The sequence below is a fragment of the Lacrimispora sp. genome, from assembly GCF_031982545.1.
In the GTDB taxonomy this organism is placed as follows: Bacteria; Bacillota; Clostridia; order Lachnospirales; family Lachnospiraceae; genus Lacrimispora.
The window spans coordinates 22,053-42,378 of sequence record NZ_DALYXB010000001.1; the positions used below are offsets into that span (position 1 = coordinate 22,053).

General features: G+C 44.4%; 12 protein-coding genes and 1 pseudogene. 3 read left to right on the plus strand and 10 right to left on the minus strand.

Annotated elements, in window-relative coordinates; genetic code table 11:
• Positions 1-6 precede the first annotated feature (6 nt).
• The 10 genes and pseudogenes from ABS301_RS00110 to ABS301_RS00155 form a co-directional block, all read right to left on the minus strand.
• Positions 7-3,153 carry a DEAD/DEAH box helicase gene (locus ABS301_RS00110; RefSeq protein ID WP_349670259.1) on the minus strand — a complete coding sequence of 1,049 codons (3,147 nt, stop codon included), beginning with the start codon at positions 3,151-3,153 and terminating at the stop codon, positions 7-9.
• A gap of 21 nt (positions 3,154-3,174) precedes the next feature.
• Positions 3,175-4,944, minus strand: a complete 1,770-nt coding sequence (argS, locus tag ABS301_RS00115) for an arginine--tRNA ligase (RefSeq protein WP_349670260.1) — start codon at positions 4,942-4,944, stop codon at positions 3,175-3,177.
• A gap of 526 nt (positions 4,945-5,470) precedes the next feature.
• Positions 5,471-7,264 (minus strand): annotated as a pseudogene (locus ABS301_RS00120) (L-fucose isomerase).
• Between the two features lie 84 nt (positions 7,265-7,348).
• Entirely contained in the window at positions 7,349-10,456 is a 3,108-nt protein-coding gene (locus ABS301_RS00125) for a glycosyl hydrolase (RefSeq protein ID WP_349670261.1), read from the minus strand.
• A 3-nt stretch (positions 10,457-10,459) separates the two neighbouring features.
• Positions 10,460-11,485: a sialidase family protein gene (locus ABS301_RS00130; RefSeq protein ID WP_349670262.1), complete on the minus strand. Its 1,026-nt coding sequence runs from the start codon at positions 11,483-11,485 to the stop codon at positions 10,460-10,462.
• 76 nt (positions 11,486-11,561) lie between these two features.
• Entirely contained in the window at positions 11,562-13,220 is a 1,659-nt protein-coding gene (locus ABS301_RS00135; RefSeq protein ID WP_349670263.1) for an extracellular solute-binding protein, read from the minus strand.
• Positions 13,221-13,255: 35 nt separating this feature from the next.
• Positions 13,256-14,143, minus strand: a complete 888-nt coding sequence (locus ABS301_RS00140) for a carbohydrate ABC transporter permease (RefSeq protein WP_349670264.1) — start codon at positions 14,141-14,143, stop codon at positions 13,256-13,258.
• Between the two features lie 17 nt (positions 14,144-14,160).
• Positions 14,161-15,102 carry an ABC transporter permease gene (locus ABS301_RS00145; protein WP_349670265.1) on the minus strand — a complete coding sequence of 314 codons (942 nt, stop codon included), beginning with the start codon at positions 15,100-15,102 and terminating at the stop codon, positions 14,161-14,163.
• A gap of 15 nt (positions 15,103-15,117) precedes the next feature.
• Positions 15,118-16,077, minus strand: coding sequence for a dihydrodipicolinate synthase family protein (locus ABS301_RS00150; RefSeq protein WP_349670266.1), 960 nt, complete (start codon positions 16,075-16,077; stop codon positions 15,118-15,120).
• 215 nt (positions 16,078-16,292) lie between these two features.
• Complete coding sequence (locus ABS301_RS00155) at positions 16,293-17,057, minus strand: IclR family transcriptional regulator (RefSeq protein ID WP_349670267.1); 765 nt, start codon at positions 17,055-17,057, stop codon at positions 16,293-16,295.
• Positions 17,058-17,312: 255 nt separating this feature from the next.
• Here ABS301_RS00155 and ABS301_RS00160 point away from each other — a divergent pair, with 255 nt between their 5' ends.
• The 3 genes from ABS301_RS00160 (at position 17,313) to ABS301_RS00170 (ending at position 20,010) form a co-directional block, all read left to right on the plus strand.
• Positions 17,313-18,002: a Crp/Fnr family transcriptional regulator gene (locus ABS301_RS00160; RefSeq protein ID WP_349670268.1), complete on the plus strand. Its 690-nt coding sequence runs from the start codon at positions 17,313-17,315 to the stop codon at positions 18,000-18,002.
• Between the two features lie 120 nt (positions 18,003-18,122).
• Entirely contained in the window at positions 18,123-18,821 is a 699-nt protein-coding gene (locus tag ABS301_RS00165; protein WP_349670269.1) for a DUF542 domain-containing protein, read from the plus strand.
• A gap of 1 nt (position 18,822) precedes the next feature.
• Positions 18,823-20,010, plus strand: a complete 1,188-nt coding sequence (locus ABS301_RS00170; RefSeq protein ID WP_349670270.1) for an oxygen-binding di-iron domain-containing protein — start codon at positions 18,823-18,825, stop codon at positions 20,008-20,010.
• The last annotated feature ends 316 nt before the right edge of the window (positions 20,011-20,326 follow it).

Here is a 20,326-nt window from a genome sequence, read left to right on the forward strand (position 1 = left end):
CTTTCTTTAATCCAGCAGCCCCAGCAAATCTTCTTTCGTCAGATTGCTTAAGGAAACTGTACCCTCTGTTATAATCTGCTCTGCCAGATCCCGTTTGGAATCCTGCAGTTTTAAAATATTTTCTTCAATCGTTCCTTTTGTAATCAGCTTAAATACCGTCACCTGTTTATCCTGCCCAATTCTGTGAGCCCGGTCTGTGGCCTGATTCTGGGCTGCTACGTTCCACCATGGATCAAAGTGAATCACCATATCTGCAGCAGTTAAATTAAGGCCGGTTCCACCTGCTTTTAAGGAAATAAGAAACAGGGGAATCTCATCATTTTTAAAGGAATTAACCATATGAAGCCGTTCTTCCTTGGGCGTGCCCCCTGTAAGCATATAGCAGGAGATGCCTTCACCCTTAATCCTTTTTTCAATGATCTCAAGCATGGAGGTAAACTGGGAAAATAAAAGGATCTTATGACCTCCTTCCACGCCATTCTTAATTAAATCAACGCAGGTTTCCAGTTTAGCCGAATCTCCTCTGTAATTATCATAGCATAAATGGGGATCACAGCAGATCTGACGCAGCCTGGTCAGTTCTGCCAGTATCTGTATGTTATCTCTTCCGCTTCTTCCTTCCCTGCTTTCCAGTTCTGTCTTTAAACGGTAGGCGTTGGCTGTATATAAATCCTTTTGCTCTCTGTCAAAAGCAGAGTATACCACAGTCTCCAGCTTGTCAGGCAGCTCCTTTAATACATCTTTTTTCAGTCTTCGTAAAATAAAAGGACCGATCAGGCGGCGAAGGCTTTCCAGTACCCATTGTTCCTGGTTCTTTACAATGGGCATTTCATACTCTTTCTTAAACTTCTGGTAATGGAAAAGGAAACCAGGCATCAGGAAATCAAAGATACTCCAAAGCTCAGAAAGACGGTTTTCGATGGGGGTACCGGTCAAGGCAAACCTGCACACAGCATCCACAGACTTTACAGCCTTTGCACTCTGGGTAGATGCATTCTTGATGTACTGGGCCTCATCAATGATCTGGAAACGGAATGTAATTCCTTCATAAAGGTCTATATCTCGTTTCAGAAGATCGTAGGAAGTGACGACTACAGTTCCCTTCTCTAAATTCTCTAACTGTTCTTCTCTCTCTGGTGCAGTACCAGTAACAGTTATTACCTGTAACGACGGTGCAAAGAGATGGATCTCATTTTCCCAGTTATAGACAAGGGAAGCGGGACAGATGACCAGAAAGCTGGCATCCGGATTTTTCCGGGCTTCATCCAGGATTAATGCAATGACCTGAATGGTCTTTCCCAGTCCCATATCATCGGCCAGTATTCCGCCGAATCCATATCTATCCAGAGTCTTAAGCCAGCGGTATCCCGTCTTTTGGTATCCTCTGAGCACAGATTTAAGAGAATCCGGTATCTCAAAATCGCTGTCCTCTACAGATTTCATCCCCCGTACCACTGCTTTGTACAGCTGGTCTCTGTATAATGTTATGCCGCTTTCTTCTTTAAAAAGACCATCCAGATATAGAGCCCTGTATTTCGGCAGGCGGAAATTTTTGTTCTCCAGCTCACCTGGATTCAGCCCCAGTCCCTCAACAAGTTTTGCAATGGTAATGAGGCCATTATCCTCAAGATTAACGAATTCTCCACTTTTTAGCCGGTAGTACTTCTTTTTTCTGCTGTATTCAGATAAAAGCCTGGCTAAATCCTGACCGGTTAGTTCACCAGCATCCACGTCCAGCTCAAGCCAGTTTCCTGTACTTTTTACACCCACAGAAATTTTAGGGGGCGGAAGCACTTTCAGTTTTTTAAATGATTCAGAAAAATAAACCTCTCCTATAGTCATGAATTCTCTGATTCCTTCTGTCAGAAGACGGTACACTGCTTCCTCATCATCCTTGATTGCCGGATAATCTGATTCATATTCCCTGTATTTAAAATACTTTGTAATCATCTGGCTGATGCGAAATTCTCCCGGAACGTCTCTGCAGACAGTTCGGGGCAGTTTTTCATCTTCTACGGGCTGAAAGGAATAGGTGCCGTAAGAAAGGGTGGGGCGTAAAATCAGTTTACTGGGATCATCACTGTCAAAATCAAACCTGGCTCTTAGTTCCTCCGGCTTAAAAGACTCCAGATCAAGACTGCCCGAATCAATGGTACAGTAAGAAGCGATCCTTTTTAATACCCGTTCATAGAAAAGAGGCATATCCTTATTATTAATTACGGTTTCACACTCCATGCCATAACCGCTCATCATCTGGTCTAAAAAAACGCCAAGAGTCTCACTGCAAGGCTGGTCACAACAAGACAGATTTTTTAAATCTCCAAGGTACAGACGGTTTTCTCCCTTCACGACCAGTAGCTTCTTGTCTATGGATATACGGACTCCATCTCTGCCCTCACGGGCCGCCGTCACAGTCAGATCCGGATTGCGCCCGGAGATCTTCAGCTGTCTTTTCTCCCCCCTGTAATCCTCAAACTCCAGAGTCGTGCCCTTCATAATTCCAAAGAACCGGTCTCTTGCCGTCTTACTTAAGTTTAAATAACGCATGACCGGACGTGCAGAAAAGGAGCTTTTCTGCATCTGCTCATACTGTTCGCAATATCCATTAATAGATTCCAGCAAAAAGTCCAGAAGTGGACGGCTGTCCTTTACAAAGACAGACCGGTTATGATAAAAGGCAAGATTTTTGCCATATTCCACATAAGTTCCATGATCCATGGCATCTGCAAACGCCGCTAAATCCTTAACAAGATAAAGGCGGTCCCTGCCAAGCTTTACTTCCAGTTTTACCTCTCTGCGGTTAACCAGAACGGATACCAGAAGTGAAATCTGTTCTTCCTGGCCCTCACTCATAATTCTGGCAACTTCCCCGTTGGTATACTCGCGTATCATGGCTCTCGCCTGGGCAGAAGTGGTAACCAGCTTTCCCTGATTCCCTGATTCCTGTTCTTCATAAGCCTTAAAAAGAGCCTGACAGTGAGGGCACATCCCACGGTAGGAATTCCCCTGAGCGCAGGAACAAGAGTAGTCAAATACCTGACTACCCTTGATATGAAGACTTGCTTTATATTCTTTTCCCTGATCCTCCACCAATGCCTTAACTCCGGTTTCACCCTTCCAAAATGCATTGGCAGTTATCTGTGATACTTTCATAACCCCTCACATCCGTTCCATTTACATACGTTCCGGTGCTTCAATACCAAGTACTCCGATGCAGCCATTCAGCACATCCTTTGCCAGACGAATCAGACTGATCCATGAGGCCTGCTGTTCTTTATTCTCTTCTGAAATGATCTTTGTATCATGATAGAAGCGATTAAATGAATTGGCTAATTCATAGACATACTGGCACATTTTATGAGGAGCCAGCTCCAGGAAAGAGCTTTCTGCCACTTCATTGTATCTGGACAGCTGGAGCATTAAATCTTTTTCTGCATCTGAGGCAGCGGGAAGAATCCTTTCCTCTCCCTGATACTTATGGTCTAAACTCTGGTACTTTGCCAGAATGGATTTAATACGCACAATGGTATAGAGGATGTAAGGACCCGTATTTCCTTCAAAGGATACAAACCGGTCCATATCAAAGATATAATCCTTTGCAGCCTGATTGGATAAATCCCCGTATTTTAAAGCTGCCATGCCCACAATTTTTGAAGTCTCTCTGGCTTCTTCCTCGGAAACTGAACGGTTCTCCATAATCTTTTCATAGGCAGCCTGACTGATATCGGAAACCAGAGTTTCCAGACGCAGCACCCCGCCGTCTCTTGTCTTAAATGGTTTTCCGTCTTTGCCGTTCATGGTACCAAAGGCAAGATGAGACATCTTTTTATCGGCATGAACAAAGCCTGCTTTTTTCGCAACACGGAACACCTGGGTAAAATGAAGTTCCTGACGTTTATCTGTTACATAAATATACCAGTCCGGCTTTATCTCTTTCTCCCTTTCAATAATAGTACCGAGATCAGAGGTGGAGTATAACGCTGCTCCGTCGGACTTTCTGATAATACATGGAGGCAGTTCCTTGGAATCACCCTCCATAGCCACATCAACTACAAGGGCGCCCTGACTTTCGTAGGCAAGTCCTTTTTCGGTCAGTTCTTCAATCACCTGGGGAATATAGGTTTCCGCATCACTTTCGCCTTTCCATAAATCAAAGGTGACATTGAGGCTGCCGTAATTCATCTTTAAATCAGCGACGGAAACATGAATAATATGCTGCCAGATGGCACGATAGGGAGCATATCCATTTTGCAGCTTTAAGGTTGCTTCGTGGGCTCTCTTACTGAATGATTCGTCTTCTTTGGATTTTAAACTGGCCGCAGGATAAATCTCTTCTAACTCTGTGATGGTAAATGGGGCATTTTGCGGATATTCACCTTCAAATGACTCATCAAAGTAAGGAAGTTCCGGCTTTCTGTCTCTTAATTCTTCTATAATCAGGCCCATCTGAAGACCCCAGTCACCCAGATGAACATCGCCGATGATATTATGTCCCAGGAAACGGCCCATGCGCTTAATGCTTTCTCCAATAACAGCAGAACGCAGGTGACCTACATGAAGAGGCTTTGCCACATTGGCACCGCCGTAATCTACCACAATGGTCATAGGCTCATTTGTTTTTTCACAGCCGCACTGGTTCTCTCCTGCCATCTTGTTCATATATTCTGCCAGATAACCGGCATTGATCTTTAAGTTAATAAATCCAGGCATCACTGCTTCCACAGTTTCAAAAGCGTGACTTGCCAAAAGTTTTGACACCACTTCCGATGCGATATCAAACGGTTTCTTTTTATAAGCTTTGGCTGCCGCCATGGCTCCGTTGCACTGGTACTCGCAAAGATCCGGACGGTTGGATAAAGTCACCTTTGCATAAATTTCATCGTATCCGCAATCTGCAAAAGCTGTCTTCATCTCTGCCGTAATTAAATCAAGAATCTTCTTCATCGGTTCCTTGTCTCCTTTTTCTACTTCATATATTTCTAAGCTAAATACTAATTATATTACAAGTAATATTAAAAATCAATTTTTTTATGACCTCTCCACCATTCTTTTATTTAGATTCTATATTTTTTAATATTGTGTGTTGTGTATTTTTGTATGTCTTCATTCTGATCACCTTGTATCCCACTCCCTGATCCCCTGATATGGGAGTGTTTTCACCGTTTGGAAATTCGGTCTTACTGAGATCAACTATCCCCCCTCCTTGTGCATTGTGATTTAATCCTGCTCCCCTATTTTGCTTTCAAACCCCCTGCGGCTTTTCTCTGTTTATGTTAAAGAACCAGATATCCAGCCTTTACTCCATGCATTTTTTTGTGCAAAAATGACATACCTTTAAAATTTATTTAAAAGTATGTCATTTCCCATGGCTGATCGCATCCGGAGAATGGATACCGGATGCGTATCCTGTTTATTATTAAGGTTTTTAAACATAAGAACTTTAAGATGGAAAATTAAGAAATCAAATCACTTAATACATGGGACCAAATGTCTCACATGCCCGGTAATCAGACGCTTCCTGATCCATTCCGAATGCATTCCATACGGCTGGACGGAGCACCTTTCCCAAGTCCACGTTATGCATTGCTATCGGTATCCGCAGCATGGAACACAGGGTGATAATATCGGCACCTATGTGTCCGTAGCTGATTGCCCCATGATTGGCTCCCCATTGGTTCATTACCCCATAAGCAGACGCAAATGGGCCCTGTGTGCCCTCACAACGTGGTACAAACCAGGTGCAGGGCCAGGTATGATTCGTTCGCTTCCAAAGCTGATCGGAGACCTCCTCCGGAAGCTTAAGAGTCCACCCTTCTGCAATCTGTACTACAGGACCAAGCCCCTTAATCAGATTCAGGCGAATCATGGTAACAGGCATGGTGGTATCGGTGAGAAATCTGGAAGAATATCCGCCTCCTCTGAAATATCCATTGTCCGCCGGACACCACTGGGTGGCCTTAAGCATTGCCTCCTGATCCTCTTCTGTTACCTCCCACCACGGTTTTATGACGGAATTTCCCTGATCGTCCAAAGATACCCCACTGGCATCCAGACAGGCGGCACCGGAATTGATCAGATGGATAAAACCACCTGCCTTTTTTGCTTCTCCGGTAAGTTCATACCCGGTTGCCTTTTTCACCGCATCTTCTGACCAGAAGGTTCTGACATCCGCAAATAACTGTGCCCGGTTTGTTAACAGCTTCATGATCAGCATGCTGATGCCGTTTAACACATCATTTTCCGTTGCCACTATGTAGGGCTCCCGTTTCCCATTCCAGTCAAAGGAGGTATTGCACAGTGCTTCGGCAAAATCAGCATTGGGATAATGATCGGTCCACTGCCTCTGCCCCTAAAAACCGGAAGCAATGGCATTATGCCCCATGGCTTCTTCCGGGAAGTCCTGCTTTAACTGTTCATTGCCGTTCATCAGATCTTTGATGATCAGCATCATTTTGACTGTAAATTTCCAGTCCTCATCCTTTTGGCTGCGGCTCTTTTGAATATGAGGGGGATTCTTATCAAACCCTTCTATGATTCGGCTGCTGACCCATTCTATAGCGGTCTCATATTCCTGCTTATCATAGATTTCTTCCTCAATCCGGCGTAAAATCTCCACTTCATCCACCGATTCCAACCGCATTCCCAGATAATCCTCCAGGAAATCACAGTCCACGATGGAACCTCCGATTCCCATGCAGACGGCTCCTATCTGAAGATAACTTTTCCCCTTCATGGTTGCCACAGCCACGGCTGCACGGGCGAATCTTAAAAGCTTTTCTTTAACATCATCCGGGATATCCTTATCTTCTGCATCCTGAACATCATGGCCATAGATTCCAAAGGCGGGCAGACCTTTCTGTGCATGAGTGGCGAGTACACTTGCCAGGTAAACGGCTCCCGGCCTTTCTGTTCCATTAAATCCCCAGACCGCTTTTAAGGTGTCCTTTTCCATATCCATGGTTTCCGCCCCATAGCACCAGCATGGAGTTACGGTCAACGTGATTCTGACTCCTGCACGGCGGAACTGTTCCGCACAGGCAGCCGCCTCCCGCACGCCCCCAATGGTGGTATCTGCTATGATAACAGATACTTTTTCTCCGTTGGCATAGAACAAATTCTCTTCCAGAAGATTTTTTGCTGCCATTGCCATTCCCATGGTCTGTTCTTCCAGAGACCCCCTCACATCCAAGGGTCCTCTTCTGCCATCGATGACCGGACGAATGCCGATGACCGGATAGGCTTCCATATATCGGTTTACTGCCATTTGAATTCTTCCTTTCTCTTTTTTCTTTTTTGCTTACGCGTTTTTTTTCGCTTATTATTTCACTTTATAAATTTGGCTTCTTTACTATTCTTTCATAATCTGAATAATGGGGCTTTTATTCAGCCCATAAAACACGGTCTGATAAGACTCCTGATAATCCTTTTCAACCGGAGAAAAACAGGCATCGTTTGTAGTGACCGGGTGTTTTTCTTTTATATGGAATGGGCCAAGCATGTTTCTTGGGCTACCGGTCAGCTCAATCTGGATCTCGTTTTCTCCCAGATGAATGAATTCCGTCATATTAATTGGTGCACCATAAATCCAGGGAATATTTACGAGACTGCCATTTACAAAAATCCTGACGCACACTGCTGTTAGGTCCATCATAAGAAGAATCTGATCCCCTTCTCCATACCAAAAGAAATGGTACTGATAGGACACACTTCCGCTATAGTGAAACAATCCCTGCCTGCACCAGTCTCCCACAGACAGATCTTTTACCGGTTCTCCCAGCCTGCGCTTGGGAGATACGGAAAACGCACCGGTCAGATAGATATTTTCCAGTTCCATATCGTTGCGGTAGGAGCAGCAAAGCCGGATTTCATTGTATCCCAGCTTCAGTTGGGGAACGGGAACCGTGTGAAAGGAACGGTCTAAATACCAGCCGTTTCTGCTCTGATCCAGCAGAACTCCATTTACATAAATCTCAAACTCTTCCGCCCGCTCCACAACAAGCTGACACCTTTTGACCGGACAATCGGAATCAAATCCAAATGTCAGCTCCAGTTCTTTTCCATCGGCTTCATGAGGGGTCTGTATCCACCGATACCTCTGCTCCATTCCATTTCTGCTGATGGATCTCATGCCAAGGTCTTTCCTGATTTTCTCCTGGGCCTGCCACACTTCCATGAGATTGGATAAGGGTTCATTCTTAAGGCGATAGCGGCACATATCCAGCGTTAAGACATTGGGATCGGATAAGATGACCTGGCATTGTTCCGGAAGGTCAATCATGTTAGACAGTGTCAGGACCGGTTCCTTCCCATACGTTCCCATCTGGTTCCTATCAATGAGATAAAGTCTGGAATCACAAGGAGAATAATCCGCTGTCAGTACTGATTTTCCTTCCATCTGACGGATTCCAAACACTTCGTTGTACTCCCCGGTCATAAGGTTCATTTCCTTCCAAAGTCCTTCACCATTCATGTTTATCCGAATGGAATGAGACTGTTCTCTATCCGTATTGACAACAAAAAGAATATACCCCCATTCCGTCCTGCGAAGCTGGTAAATCAACTGCCCATCCTGTTTACCATCACGGTCTGTAATACCAATGGTTCTGTATCGTTCTAATAAATCGGGTAACTCCTCTTTTTTATTTAATTGAACCAATTGAAAATGATTCAAAAAATCATCTCTAATCTCTTTCTTCTGCTCGGTTCCATCGGTCAGAAACGGCGGCGGCCCCGTAAGATAGACTGAATTTCCTCTATCCAGCCACTTTATCAATATCTGGTACGTAGATTCCATTAAAGTATCCACCGGAGGTATGATTACCGCATCATAGCCTGCATTCCCCAGGAAGAAACGCCCTTCTTTGATGTGCCCGTACTCCTTTATCAGCATTTCATCACCAAGGTCACAGTCAAAGTGCTGCTCCAACAGATAACGGAGGAATTCCTGAAACCGATCCCCATACTGGTTTAGCTCCGGAACGTCCCGTTCCTCGCGCCTTACAGGGTTTCCATAAGGATTCACGCCCAGCAGAGACCAGACCGTAGAGGCAGGATGAAGAAGCAGGACTTTTCTTACCGGCGCGCCTTCTTCCAAAGCAGTTCCCAGCCTTGCAAAGTAATCCTCCACCACCTTATTTTGCTTCCACCAGGTGGTGTTGTAATGAAACGACGGCGGATAGTCTCGTTTCCTGCAGCCTCTGAGGGAATACAGGGCCAGGTGCTGGCACCTTCTTGTGACACCCAGTACATACTGCCAGTCTCCCATCCATTTCTGCCCCTCAAAGGAAAAGTCCCAGCCCGTACAGCCATACATTTCCGACAAAACAAAAGGCTTTCCCAATTGGTGGGCAACGCTGGTACACTGCTTGACGGTCAGAAACTCCTGAATCTGTTCACAAAGCATATCAATGCCCGGCACATGCTGATATTGATAATGAGGCATTACCCCGCCGTTGACTCTGGCACAAAGCCCCATTTTGTCTTCCTGGAGAAAATGCCCGGTAAACAGAAGATGATTGTCTTCACACCATTTTCCAATGCGCTTAAAGTAAGTTTCACCAAACCGCATGGTGAGGGTATACCAGTAATCATGTCGGATTTTTCTGCTGTTTGTTCCGTGAAAATATAATTCCGGCAAAAATCCAAAAAAATCATATCCTGTCTGTTCCGTAAAATAGGCTGCAAATCCAAATGTCCAGGGAATCCAGCCTTTCTTCTCTCCAAAATAAGCATGACGGTCATGGAGACTGGGCTCATCCGTAAAGATGCCAGGCACCGTTCTCCCAAACTCAGAACCTGCAAGCACTTTGTATGCTTCGTGTGTTTCCCGTATAAATGCGTCCACGCAGTCCGGGTTTAAATTATCCGGTGGTGCCTCATGATTAAACCACTGGCTTGCTGCCGACACCTCCAGACGAACCGCCAGAAGTATTTCTCCCGGTGCCGTCTGGCCGTTGTGGTTTAAATCCATTCTTCGGTATGAGGTTATCTCCATATCATGAATCACAGCAGCATACAATGCAGTCAAACCGGTTTGCCCATCAGGTTCGGCACCTGGATCCCCGCTCGTCTCTTCCATGCGAATCTGGTTTAATCTTTCTGGCTCCAGGACTTCCAGGGTCAGGCCCTTGCACCGATAGGCATCTCCCATGGCAGTCACCCTGCCCCCGGCCGTTCCCGAGGGCCAGCGGTCTTCATCATAAAGCCAGGCATGCATTCCAAGCTTTTCCGCCTCTTTTATGGCAGTCTCAATGGATTGTTTCCATTCTTCCCCCATATACTCGCTTTCCAGGCCCTCTCTGGAATGCATAAAAAAGCCGCCGGCTCCGGCTTCCTTCATGGAATGGATCTGCCGGATGATTTCTATTCGGTCAAGTTTTTCATTCCAGGCCCAAAAAGGCAGGGATCGTTGAGACATCTCCGGATTTTTAAGTCTTTCCATAAACTTCTTATCCATTGTTTAATCCTCAATGGTGAACGAACAGTATACGATTCTCTCCCTGTTCCACGTATAGGTGATCCTCACCTCATTCTGGCTGTTGCAGACAATGGCCGGATAGCAGTAATTGCCCCGTTTCTCCTCCAGAACCCTGATGATGGAAAAGGTCTCTCCATTGTCCGAGGAAATGGCCACCACCAGAGGGGTTCTCGGCCCCTTATAGTAGCCCGGCAGATTCTCCCTGGGATTATAGACAAGAAGCAGTCTTCCGTCCGGCATCCGGTCCAAATCAATTCCGCTGTTATTGTTTGGAAGCCCCGTATCATAAGCCGTACACCAGGTTTTTCCTCCGTCTTTGGAATCACTTTTAAAGATTTTGGAGCTGGTGCTGCGAAGAAGCATATGCACCTCCCCATTATCATCCTCCCAGAGTGTTGGCTGTATGACTCCTTTTCCGTAAATATCCCGTTTGTCATAAGGTCTGTCAACCATCTGAATGTCGAAACAGGATCGTTTTAATGGTACAAGCCCGCTCTTTTCCCAGGTTTTACAGTCGTCTTCCGAACGGTCCACGAAAGAATCCCATACGGTTCCTTCTAAAGAGGCGGGGGCAAGCACGGATCCAGCGGATAAGCGGATGGGCTTATTTTTCACCGGTCCACGGCCCCCCACATCGGAAGGAACAAGTTCTTTTGGCTGTGTAAAGCTGTCTCCCTCGTCAATGCTTTCCACATACCAGGTCTGCCACTCGGAAATGGCGGCACCCACTTTATAAAACAGGATGATAGTTCCGTCCTCTTTGCGGAATAACACCGGATTCCACATGGCAACGCCTCTTACATCTGCCACATTCCTGGGCCGTTCCCACACTCCGCTGATTCTTCTGGATATCCATATGGCAACATCAGGCCCTTTTTCCCAGCTTCCTCCAAACCAGGATGCAAGAGCAGACCCATCCTTTAATTCCAAAACGGTGGAGGCATGGGAACTGTTAAAATCTCTGTCCCCGTCCATAATAAATTCCTGAGTAAAATCTTTAATCTTCATTCATCTGCTCCTTTTTCTACGATTAAAAAGGGCAGCCTCAAATGCGGCTGCCCTCCAGTTCTGGCTTACCAGCCGGTTATTTCTGCTCAAGAGCTCTCTGATCCGCTTCGTTGTATATTTTCTCAAGCTCTCTCACTCCCATGGACTCCTGCTGGGCGATAACCTTATCCCAATCCTCAATGGGCGCTTCTCCCATAATATACTTATTAAACTCCTGTTCCAGCATTGTGTTAAGATCAACTAAAATGTCGTTTACAGCTTCCGTTTCCTCTTTTGTCAAAGGTGGATTGATATGAGGCTGCACATAAGCCTTATCATTGTTAATAATTTCCCAGTATTTATCAGCAAGATCATCCCAGTTTCCGGTCAGCTTCTGGATTTCAAACCAGGTCTTGGTGTTGCATGCCCACAAGCTCCAGTCCAGCTTTGTAATTCCAAGATCCGCATAAACTGCATAGTAATCCGATGGCTGCGCATCCTTAAACTGCATGACATAATCCTTTTTAAATTCAGGTTCTCCCTGCTCATTGTACTCAAATGATTTTCCTTCCACCCCGTAATTGGTGATATCAGAACCTTCCTTAGAATACATCCAGTCAATGAACTTAATGATTTCCTTTTTATTCTTTGCTTTTGCATTCAAGGCATAAAAACGTCCGGGAAGTTCCGCGGCGTATGCCATGGCCCGCTTCTGACCAAAGCTGTTTTCAGGAATCGGAATGATCTGCATGGCTGCATCCTGGTTTCCGTCAATTTTTTTCAGAGCCTTTGTATAGTTCTGTCCAAATCCGCTGTTATCCAAAAAGAAAAATGATTTTCCGCTGGAAAGCTTTGATTCCATCTGCTCTGCCGTATTGGTAGCAAAATCAGGATCCAGAACGCCGGATTCATAGGCCTTATTTAAGTAGCTGAGAACTTCCTTGAAATTCTCTGATGCAGGCCCGAACACATACTTTCCTCCATCCAGATCATTGTCGTAGTAAAGTCCGTTGCCCTCATAGCCGGACCCCAGCATATAGGCTGTGGTTTTCAACAGATTGGCCGTTCCTTTTCTGGTGGTCCACGGTACGCTGTCCGGGTATATTTCTTTTAATTTCTTTAACACCTCGAGAAGTTCGTCAAAGGTTTTGGGTGTCTCTAAATTGTTGCTTTTCAGTAAATCTTCCCGAATGACCGGGCCCGGGCCGTTTGCGGATTCTTCTCTGGCAACAACGGGGAACACATAAAGTTCGCCGTCTGCCAGATACTTCTTCATCTCCGGATACTGCTGCCAGAACTTATATAAGTTGGGCATATCCGTTTCATTGACATACTGGGACAGAGGCTCAAAAATTCCGGAACCGGAATAGGTGACCACATCATCCATGCCCTGAAGATACACAATATCCGGGAAATTGTTGGTACCCAGCAAAATGTTTTTTTTATCCTTGTAGCTGCTGGAGGGAACAATCTGCAGATTCAGTTTTACATTTGTTTTCTTTGTGATTTCCTGATGAGCCGGAGCATCATTTTTTAATGGCTGGCTGGGACTGTCCATCAGCATAATACTGACCTCAATCTGCTTATCCGAAACCCAGGAAGGATGCTCTTCGCTATTTGCGGAGCCCTCTGTGCCGGAATCCTTTAATGCTGCGGATTCTCCCCCCGTTCCAGCCGTACAGCCGCTTACCCCTGCGGCTGCAACGGTTATTGCAACAAATGCTGCAAATAATCTTGTTGAAAATCTCTTTTTCATATTACCTCTCCTTTATATTTAATTTCCTATAGCTTTTAACCTTTGACTGCTCCTACCATAACTCCCTTTGTAAAGTATTTCTGAAGGAGAGGGTAGACCATTAAAATCGGTATGACAGAAATAATAATGACCGCGTATTTATAGTTGGTTGCTATGACGTTTACATTTCCTGCTATATCCGCAGATAAATCCCCCTGAATGACGATATCTCTCATAATGACCTGAACCGGATATTTTGCCTGGTCATTCAAATAGATCATGGCTGGAAAATAACTGTTCCAGTGCTGCACCGCGTAAAACAGCGTCATGGTTGCCATAATCGGTTTCGACAGCGGAAGAATGATCTTTAAGAGAATCTGAATATCGTTGGCTCCATCCAGATAAGCAGATTCCATCAATGACTCCGGAATCGAGGAAAAGGAGGTTCTCATAACGATCATGTTGTATGTGCTGATGGCGGGCGGCAGCACAATAGCCCACATGGTATTAAGCAGATGAAGCTGGTTGATCACCAGGTATGTAGGAATCAGTCCTCCGTTGATAAACATGGTGACTGTGATAAGTACTGTAATAGGACCTCTTCCGTATAGATCCTTTCTCGAAAGAGGATAGGCACATAAGGAGGTACAGACCAGATTGATCAAGGTGCCTGAAATGGCATACAAAAACGTGTTTTTATATCCCGACCATATGGCCTTGTTTCCAAACACCACTTTATAGGCCTCAAAATTAATGCCCTTTGGAAGGAACGATACCAGTCCCTGATTGATGTACTGGGAGGAACTGATGGATACAATAAACACATAAAACATTGGGTAAAACATAATAATTCCGATTACTGCCAGCAGAATTCCATTGACCACATCAAACACTCTGCTTCCGATTCCCTGTGGCTTTCTGCTTTTCACTTTCACTTTACTCATATTAACTCTCCTCTGCATCACCACAGGCTGGTGTCACTTAATTTCTTTGATACCTTATTTGAAATTACCAGTAGCAGAACTCCTACCACGGACTGAAACAGTCCCACAGCCGTTGCATAGCTGAAATCATTATTTAAAATACCTCTCCGGTATACATACGTGGAAATAATATCCGCTGTCTCATAGGTGGAACCGTTGTAAAGAAGGAGAATCTTCTCATAACCAAGGGTCATAAGCTTTCCTAACTGCATGATCAGCATGATGGAAATGGTAGGTGTAATGGACGGCAGGGTCACATTCTTTATCCTCTGCCACCGGTTTGCACCATCGATCATGGCCGCTTCTAAAATCTCCTGATCCACACTTGTTAAAGAAGCCAGATAGATAATGGAAGTCCATCCGCAGGTCTGCCAGACCCCTGAAGCGGTAAAAATAGTCCGGAAGTAACTCGGGTACATTAAGAACTGAACCTTACCAAATCCCAATGCACTGACAAACTGATTGATCACTCCGTCAAGAGACAGGAAATTGACCACCATACCGCAGACAACTACAGTTGAAATGAAATGAGGCAGATAACTGACGGTCTGAATGAGCCGTTTGTATCTGACATGGGACACCTCGTTTAACATGATCGCCAGTATGATGGGAATGGGAAATCCCCACAGCAGGCCGTAGATGTTTAACAGCAAGGTATTGCGCACCAGTTTCCAGAAGTAAGGGTCGGTTAAGAATTTCCCGAACCATTTGCCTCCCACCCAGGGACTTCCCCACACGCCCTTACCGATGTTGTAATCCTTAAATGCGATCAGTACCCCGTAAAGAGGCATGTAATGAAAGCAAAAATAATAGATAAGCGGGATCAGCAGCAGCGCATATAAATATCTGCACCTTTTAATCTGCTTCATCCTGCTGCTGCGGTTTCTCCCCTGTTTTTTTACTGCATATAGTTTTGCCACTGGTCTGTCCTCCCTCTATTGCCGGCAGGGGTCCTGCTGTGCCGGAATCTGATCTGCCCCCAGATATTTCTGCTCATATCTTCTGGTCATGGATTCAAGCATATGCACCTCTGCCTTAAATGTATTGGTTAAAAGTTCATGGTCTTTTGTCCGGCTTATGGTAGACATGCCAAGCCGCTCAAATTCCTGTAAGTAATACTTTGCATTGACCGGATAGCACTGCCGTTCAATTAAGGAGGCCAGAGTTAAAAACTCCTGAAGCATGGCCACCTTATCGCCTTTCTCCCCGCTATGGTCACAGAGGTAGGAATAGAGCCTGGGGTGAAAATTTGCCATCACTCCGCTGTAACCGGCCGCACCAAGCTGCAACGATTCCAAAAGGGTTGTGGTATTTGCGTTATAGAGCTTTAATTTCGATCCTTCCACTGCTTCCAGCCGTTCCTTAATCAGTTCAATATCACAGCACGTATCCTTGATGAAATAAAACCGGCCGGTATCGGCACACTTTTTCAAATTTTCCAGGGAAAGGAGGCGTTTGTATGGATAAGGGCACTCATAAAACCCCAGTGGAATCTCTGAATCAATTCCCTCCATCAACCGGTTGCAGTTGTTCAGCCATATTCCATCATTCTCATCCTCCGCTGCAAGGCGGTTCGTAATTAAAATAAGCGCATCAATTCCCGTCTTCACCATCTCATTCAGCTCATAGATCTGTTCCTCTAAGCTGTCAGACACATGGCCCGAAGCTATGACTGGAACTCTTCCTCCTGCCGCTTTTACTACCGCCTTTGCCACCTGAATCCGCTCTTCCAAATCCAGAAAAAACATCTCACTGGACTGGCAAACCGCAAACAAACCATTTACCCCATTTTCTATGTACCAGTCCACCAGTCCGCTTAACGCTTCATAATCAACCTTACCCGCCTCATTGTAGGGCGTAAGCATCACCGGCCATACTCCTCCTGGAAAATTCATATTCTGCTTCCTTTCTTGTGTTCATCATTAATGAATTGTATTCATTATTATTATTTTTAATGTATTATAGTATAAAACGGAGGCTCTGTCTATTTATGAAGTATAAAAAATAAAAGAGTTTTTTTGTACAATTTGTACAACACTTTCAGAATCTCCTTATAAAACCGCAATAAAAAAGCCTACGGGATTTTTGTCCCGTAGACTCACATCTCTGCTTATAATTGATTTTTAACCTGTTTTGCCATATTCTGAAGGCTGGCAGCCAGACGTTTGATCCGGTCCGCATTGAATCTGGGAGATGGTCCGGAGATGCTGTATGCGCCGATCACTGCCCCTTCCTTGTTGCGAATGGGCACTGCAACGCATTTGACACCATATTCATGTTCCATATTGTCAATGGAGAAGCCCCTCTGCCGAATCTGATCCAATTCCTCCCTTAACTTCTCACCGTTGGTAATGGTATTATGGGTGAAGGGCTCCATTCCCCCTTCCTCTACCCTGTTTATTACTTCCTCATGGGCAAATGCAAGCATCGCTTTGCCGATTCCCGTACAGTAAGGAGGCGCAGTCACTCCGGTCATATTCCGGCCGCCTGTGGAGGCAGCCGGGAATGCGGCATCAATATAAACCACATCAAGATCACTCATAACCGCCAGATAAACGCACTCCTCCTCCTGATCTGCGATCTGCTGCATAAAAGGTTTCATAACCTGGCGGATGTCGTTGTTCTGATAGAATTGATTGCTCAGTTCTAAAACCCGGACTCCCAGGCGATATTTGTTTGTCTTCTTATTTCTCTCTACGATCCCGCAAGCCTCAAAGGTGGACAGGATATTGTGTACGGAGCTTTTTAACATTCCGCTTTTTTCCGCAAGCTCTGTAACCCCCAGCTCGTCTACTTCCCTTGTAAAATAAAAAAGAACCTGCATTGCCTTATAAAGGGATTTTACTTTTACACCTTCCGGTAAATTCTCGTTCATACTCATCTCTTTCATTATTAATAAACAGCTTTCATATTTTCTCTTTTAGCTTATTTTATATAATAAATGAATATTTTTCAATCCCTTTTCCATATTAATCCTATGAAATTTTTGCATTCCCGTTATTTTCTATCTGATAAACCCTAATCAATAAAACAACAAATTAAGATAAAATGATTGCAATTCTCATCTGGTATGATATATGATTCAGTTAAGAAGAAACAAAAAGGATACAAATGCCTGGAAAGGAGCCCTATGGCACATCAATGCAGCTGCTGCAACCAACTATGCACTTCCCGTATCTCACTTTTTGAATCCCTTTCCTTTGATGAACAAAAGGAACTGATTTCAAAAGCACAGCATCTGGATTTCCAGAAAGGGGATACCGTCTTTCATGAGAAGGATCCGGCAGATAAAATTATGGTCATCCGTTACGGCAAGATCAAAATCAACCGCTATTCCCTGGAAGGAAAAGAGTATGTTCTTGATATTCTTGATGAAGGAGATTTCTACGGAGAACAGAATATATTCGGAGGAAAAACACTGGAAGCAAACGCCGTTTCCATGGGAGAAAGCGGTGTCTGCTTGATTTTTTTAAAGGATATTCAGAATATGATCTTAAAAAGACCGGAGATCGGGATCAAGCTGTTAAATGTGATCGGCAATAAGCTTTCCCTTGCCAACGAACTGATTCAATTATTATCCGTAAACGATGCCAAGGCAAGGATCGCAGGATTTATTCTGTTCCGAAGCAGCCGGATCAACAAAGACACCATTGAACTGACCAGAGAAGACATTGCAGCCTACATCAACGTCCGCCGGGAAACCATCAGCCGAAAGATGGGAGAACTTCGCAATGACGGAGCCATTGCTCTGGAAGGAAACAGAAAGGTGCGGATTTTAAATAAAGATTTGTTAAGAGATATCTTTGAAAACGATATTTAGCCAGAAAACAGAATAAATTTCAAAAAGTTTCAAATAATGATCTAAATCACATTTTCCTTTCTCTTGCCGAGTTATACTAACCTTACCGAAACAGTTACCAACTCGAAAGGGAGGATATAGATGATTACAAATAAAATGAAATTAAACGAAATCGTAAAAGCTTATCCCAGGGCCGTTGATATTTTTAATGACTTTCACATTGATTATTGCTGCGGAGGCAATGATTCACTGGAAGATGCCTTAAATCAGCTTTCCATTGATTCCAAAAGCTTTATAGATGTATTAAATAAAAAACTTGAAAAACAGGCAAAAGAACCTGCTCCCACAAAAGTTTTAGACGTTGACCGTCTTATGGAAATGGAAGTTCCGGCACTTATTGATTACATCATTGATACCCATCACAGAAAAGAGCGGACCCTTCTTTCAGAAATTGATGCCCTGGCAAATAAGGTGCTTCTGGCTCATTATACCCATCATCAGGATCAGCTGATACCCCTTCACGGACTTTTCTCTGATTTAAAGAAGGAACTGGAAGAGCATTTTGCCAAGGAAGAAAAGCTTGTATTTCCATATATGAAACAGAGCTATAACCAAAAAAGCGATGGAGGGTATGTAAAAGAACTGGAAGATGAACACGATGCAGCCGGAAACCTGATCAAAGATATCATTGCCTGCACCAATGACTTTACTGTTCCGGCTGGAGGCTGTACCTCCTATCACATGCTGTTTCAAAAGCTTCATGAGCTGATCAAAGATATTTACAACCATATATTCACAGAAAACTCACTGTTATTTACAAAATATGAAGGAGGACGGTAAGATGAAAAAACTTGTAAAGAACAATGTCAACTGGGTCGGTATTATTGATTGGGAGCTTGAATCCTTCCACGGGGCAGACTACTCTATCAACCACGGTTCCAGCCAGAATGCATATTTGATCCAGGAAGAAAAAACCGTGTTGATCGATACCGTATGGAAACCTCATTCCACAGAATTTATCGACAATCTGGAAAAGGAAATTGATTTAAATAAAATTGACTTTATTGTTGCCAACCATGGAGAGGTGGACCACAGCGGTTCCCTTCCAGCTTTGATGGAGAAGATACCGAATACTCCAATTTACTGTACTGCTAACGGAGTGAAATCCCTAACGGGACAGTATCACCATCCGGAATGGAATTACCAGGTTGTGAAAACAGGGGATTTTGTGGACATTGGAAACGGCAAGAAGCTGGTATTTGTAGAGATGAAGATGCTTCACTGGCCAGACAGCATGGCTACCTATTTAACCGGGGATAACATTCTCTTTTCCAACGATGCTTTTGGACAGCACTTTGCCGTAGAGGAATTATTCAATGATAAGGCCGATCAGTGCAGACTTTGGGAAGAAGCGCTTAAATATTATGCCAATATTTTAACTCCATTTTCACTTCTTGTAAAAAAGAAAGTGGAAGAAATTCAGGCGCTTAATCTTCCTATTGACATCATTGCCACCAGCCATGGCTGTATCTGGAGAGATAATCCCTTACAGATCGTGGAAAAATACTATGAGTGGTCTCAGAATTACCAGGAAGACCAGATCACCATTGTTTATGATACTATGTGGGAAGGAACAAAACAGCTTGCCCATAAGATCAGTTCGGAGATCGCAGAGCTTTCCCCTCAGACCCGAGTAAAGATTTACAACATTTCCAAATCGGATAAAAATGACATTATGACCGAAGTATTTAAGTCAAAAGCCATTGCGCTGGGTTCCCCGACTGTAGGAGGCAGCATTCTTTCGTCCGTAGGCGGCTGGCTGGACTTCTTAAAAGAGCTTAGATTCAAAGAGAAAAAAGCTGCTGTATTTGGATGCTACGGCTGGAGTGGTGAAGGTACTAAGGTTCTTCGTGAAAAGCTGACAGATGCAGGATTTTCAGTAGTTGAAGAGGAAGCCAAATGCTTATGGAATCCACGGGAAGAAGACTTTGAAAGAGCTGCCGGGATAGCAAAAGCGCTTTGTGAATAAGGCAAACGCATCATACTTCACGCATATCTCTGCCAAGGAAAGATTAAACTGAATTTATAATAATATAACTAGCCAAGCCACCCGTAAAACGGGTGGCTTGTGAAAAGGTTATTACCCTTTGATACTAGAACAACGTCTCAAGGCACTGGTTTTCACTTCGTACAAGTCACTATGCTTTGACTCGTTGCCACCCCTGAAGGGGGTCTTTGTAATACCGACTAACCTTAAAAGGGTCCTCGATGTTCAACAGGCTAAAAGCCAAAAAAAAGAGCAGGGTATGTATTTCTACATACTCTACTCATGTGTCATCTATAAC

Coding starts and splice junctions, on each gene's coding strand:
- ABS301_RS00170 (WP_349670270.1), top strand. CDS start 18,823: ATGAAAAAACTTGTAAAGAACAATGTCAACTGGGTCGGTATTATTGAT.
- ABS301_RS00150 (WP_349670266.1), bottom strand. CDS start 16,077: ATGAATTTTCCAGGAGGAGTATGGCCGGTGATGCTTACGCCCTACAAT.
- ABS301_RS00130 (WP_349670262.1), bottom strand. CDS start 11,485: ATGAAGATTAAAGATTTTACTCAGGAATTTATTATGGACGGGGACAGA.
- ABS301_RS00165 (WP_349670269.1), top strand. CDS start 18,123: ATGATTACAAATAAAATGAAATTAAACGAAATCGTAAAAGCTTATCCC.
- ABS301_RS00160 (WP_349670268.1), top strand. CDS start 17,313: ATGGCACATCAATGCAGCTGCTGCAACCAACTATGCACTTCCCGTATC.
- ABS301_RS00135 (WP_349670263.1), bottom strand. CDS start 13,220: ATGAAAAAGAGATTTTCAACAAGATTATTTGCAGCATTTGTTGCAATA.
- ABS301_RS00110 (WP_349670259.1), bottom strand. CDS start 3,153: ATGAAAGTATCACAGATAACTGCCAATGCATTTTGGAAGGGTGAAACC.
- argS (WP_349670260.1), bottom strand. CDS start 4,944: ATGAAGAAGATTCTTGATTTAATTACGGCAGAGATGAAGACAGCTTTT.
- ABS301_RS00140 (WP_349670264.1), bottom strand. CDS start 14,143: ATGAGTAAAGTGAAAGTGAAAAGCAGAAAGCCACAGGGAATCGGAAGC.
- ABS301_RS00155 (WP_349670267.1), bottom strand. CDS start 17,057: ATGAACGAGAATTTACCGGAAGGTGTAAAAGTAAAATCCCTTTATAAG.
- ABS301_RS00125 (WP_349670261.1), bottom strand. CDS start 10,456: ATGGATAAGAAGTTTATGGAAAGACTTAAAAATCCGGAGATGTCTCAA.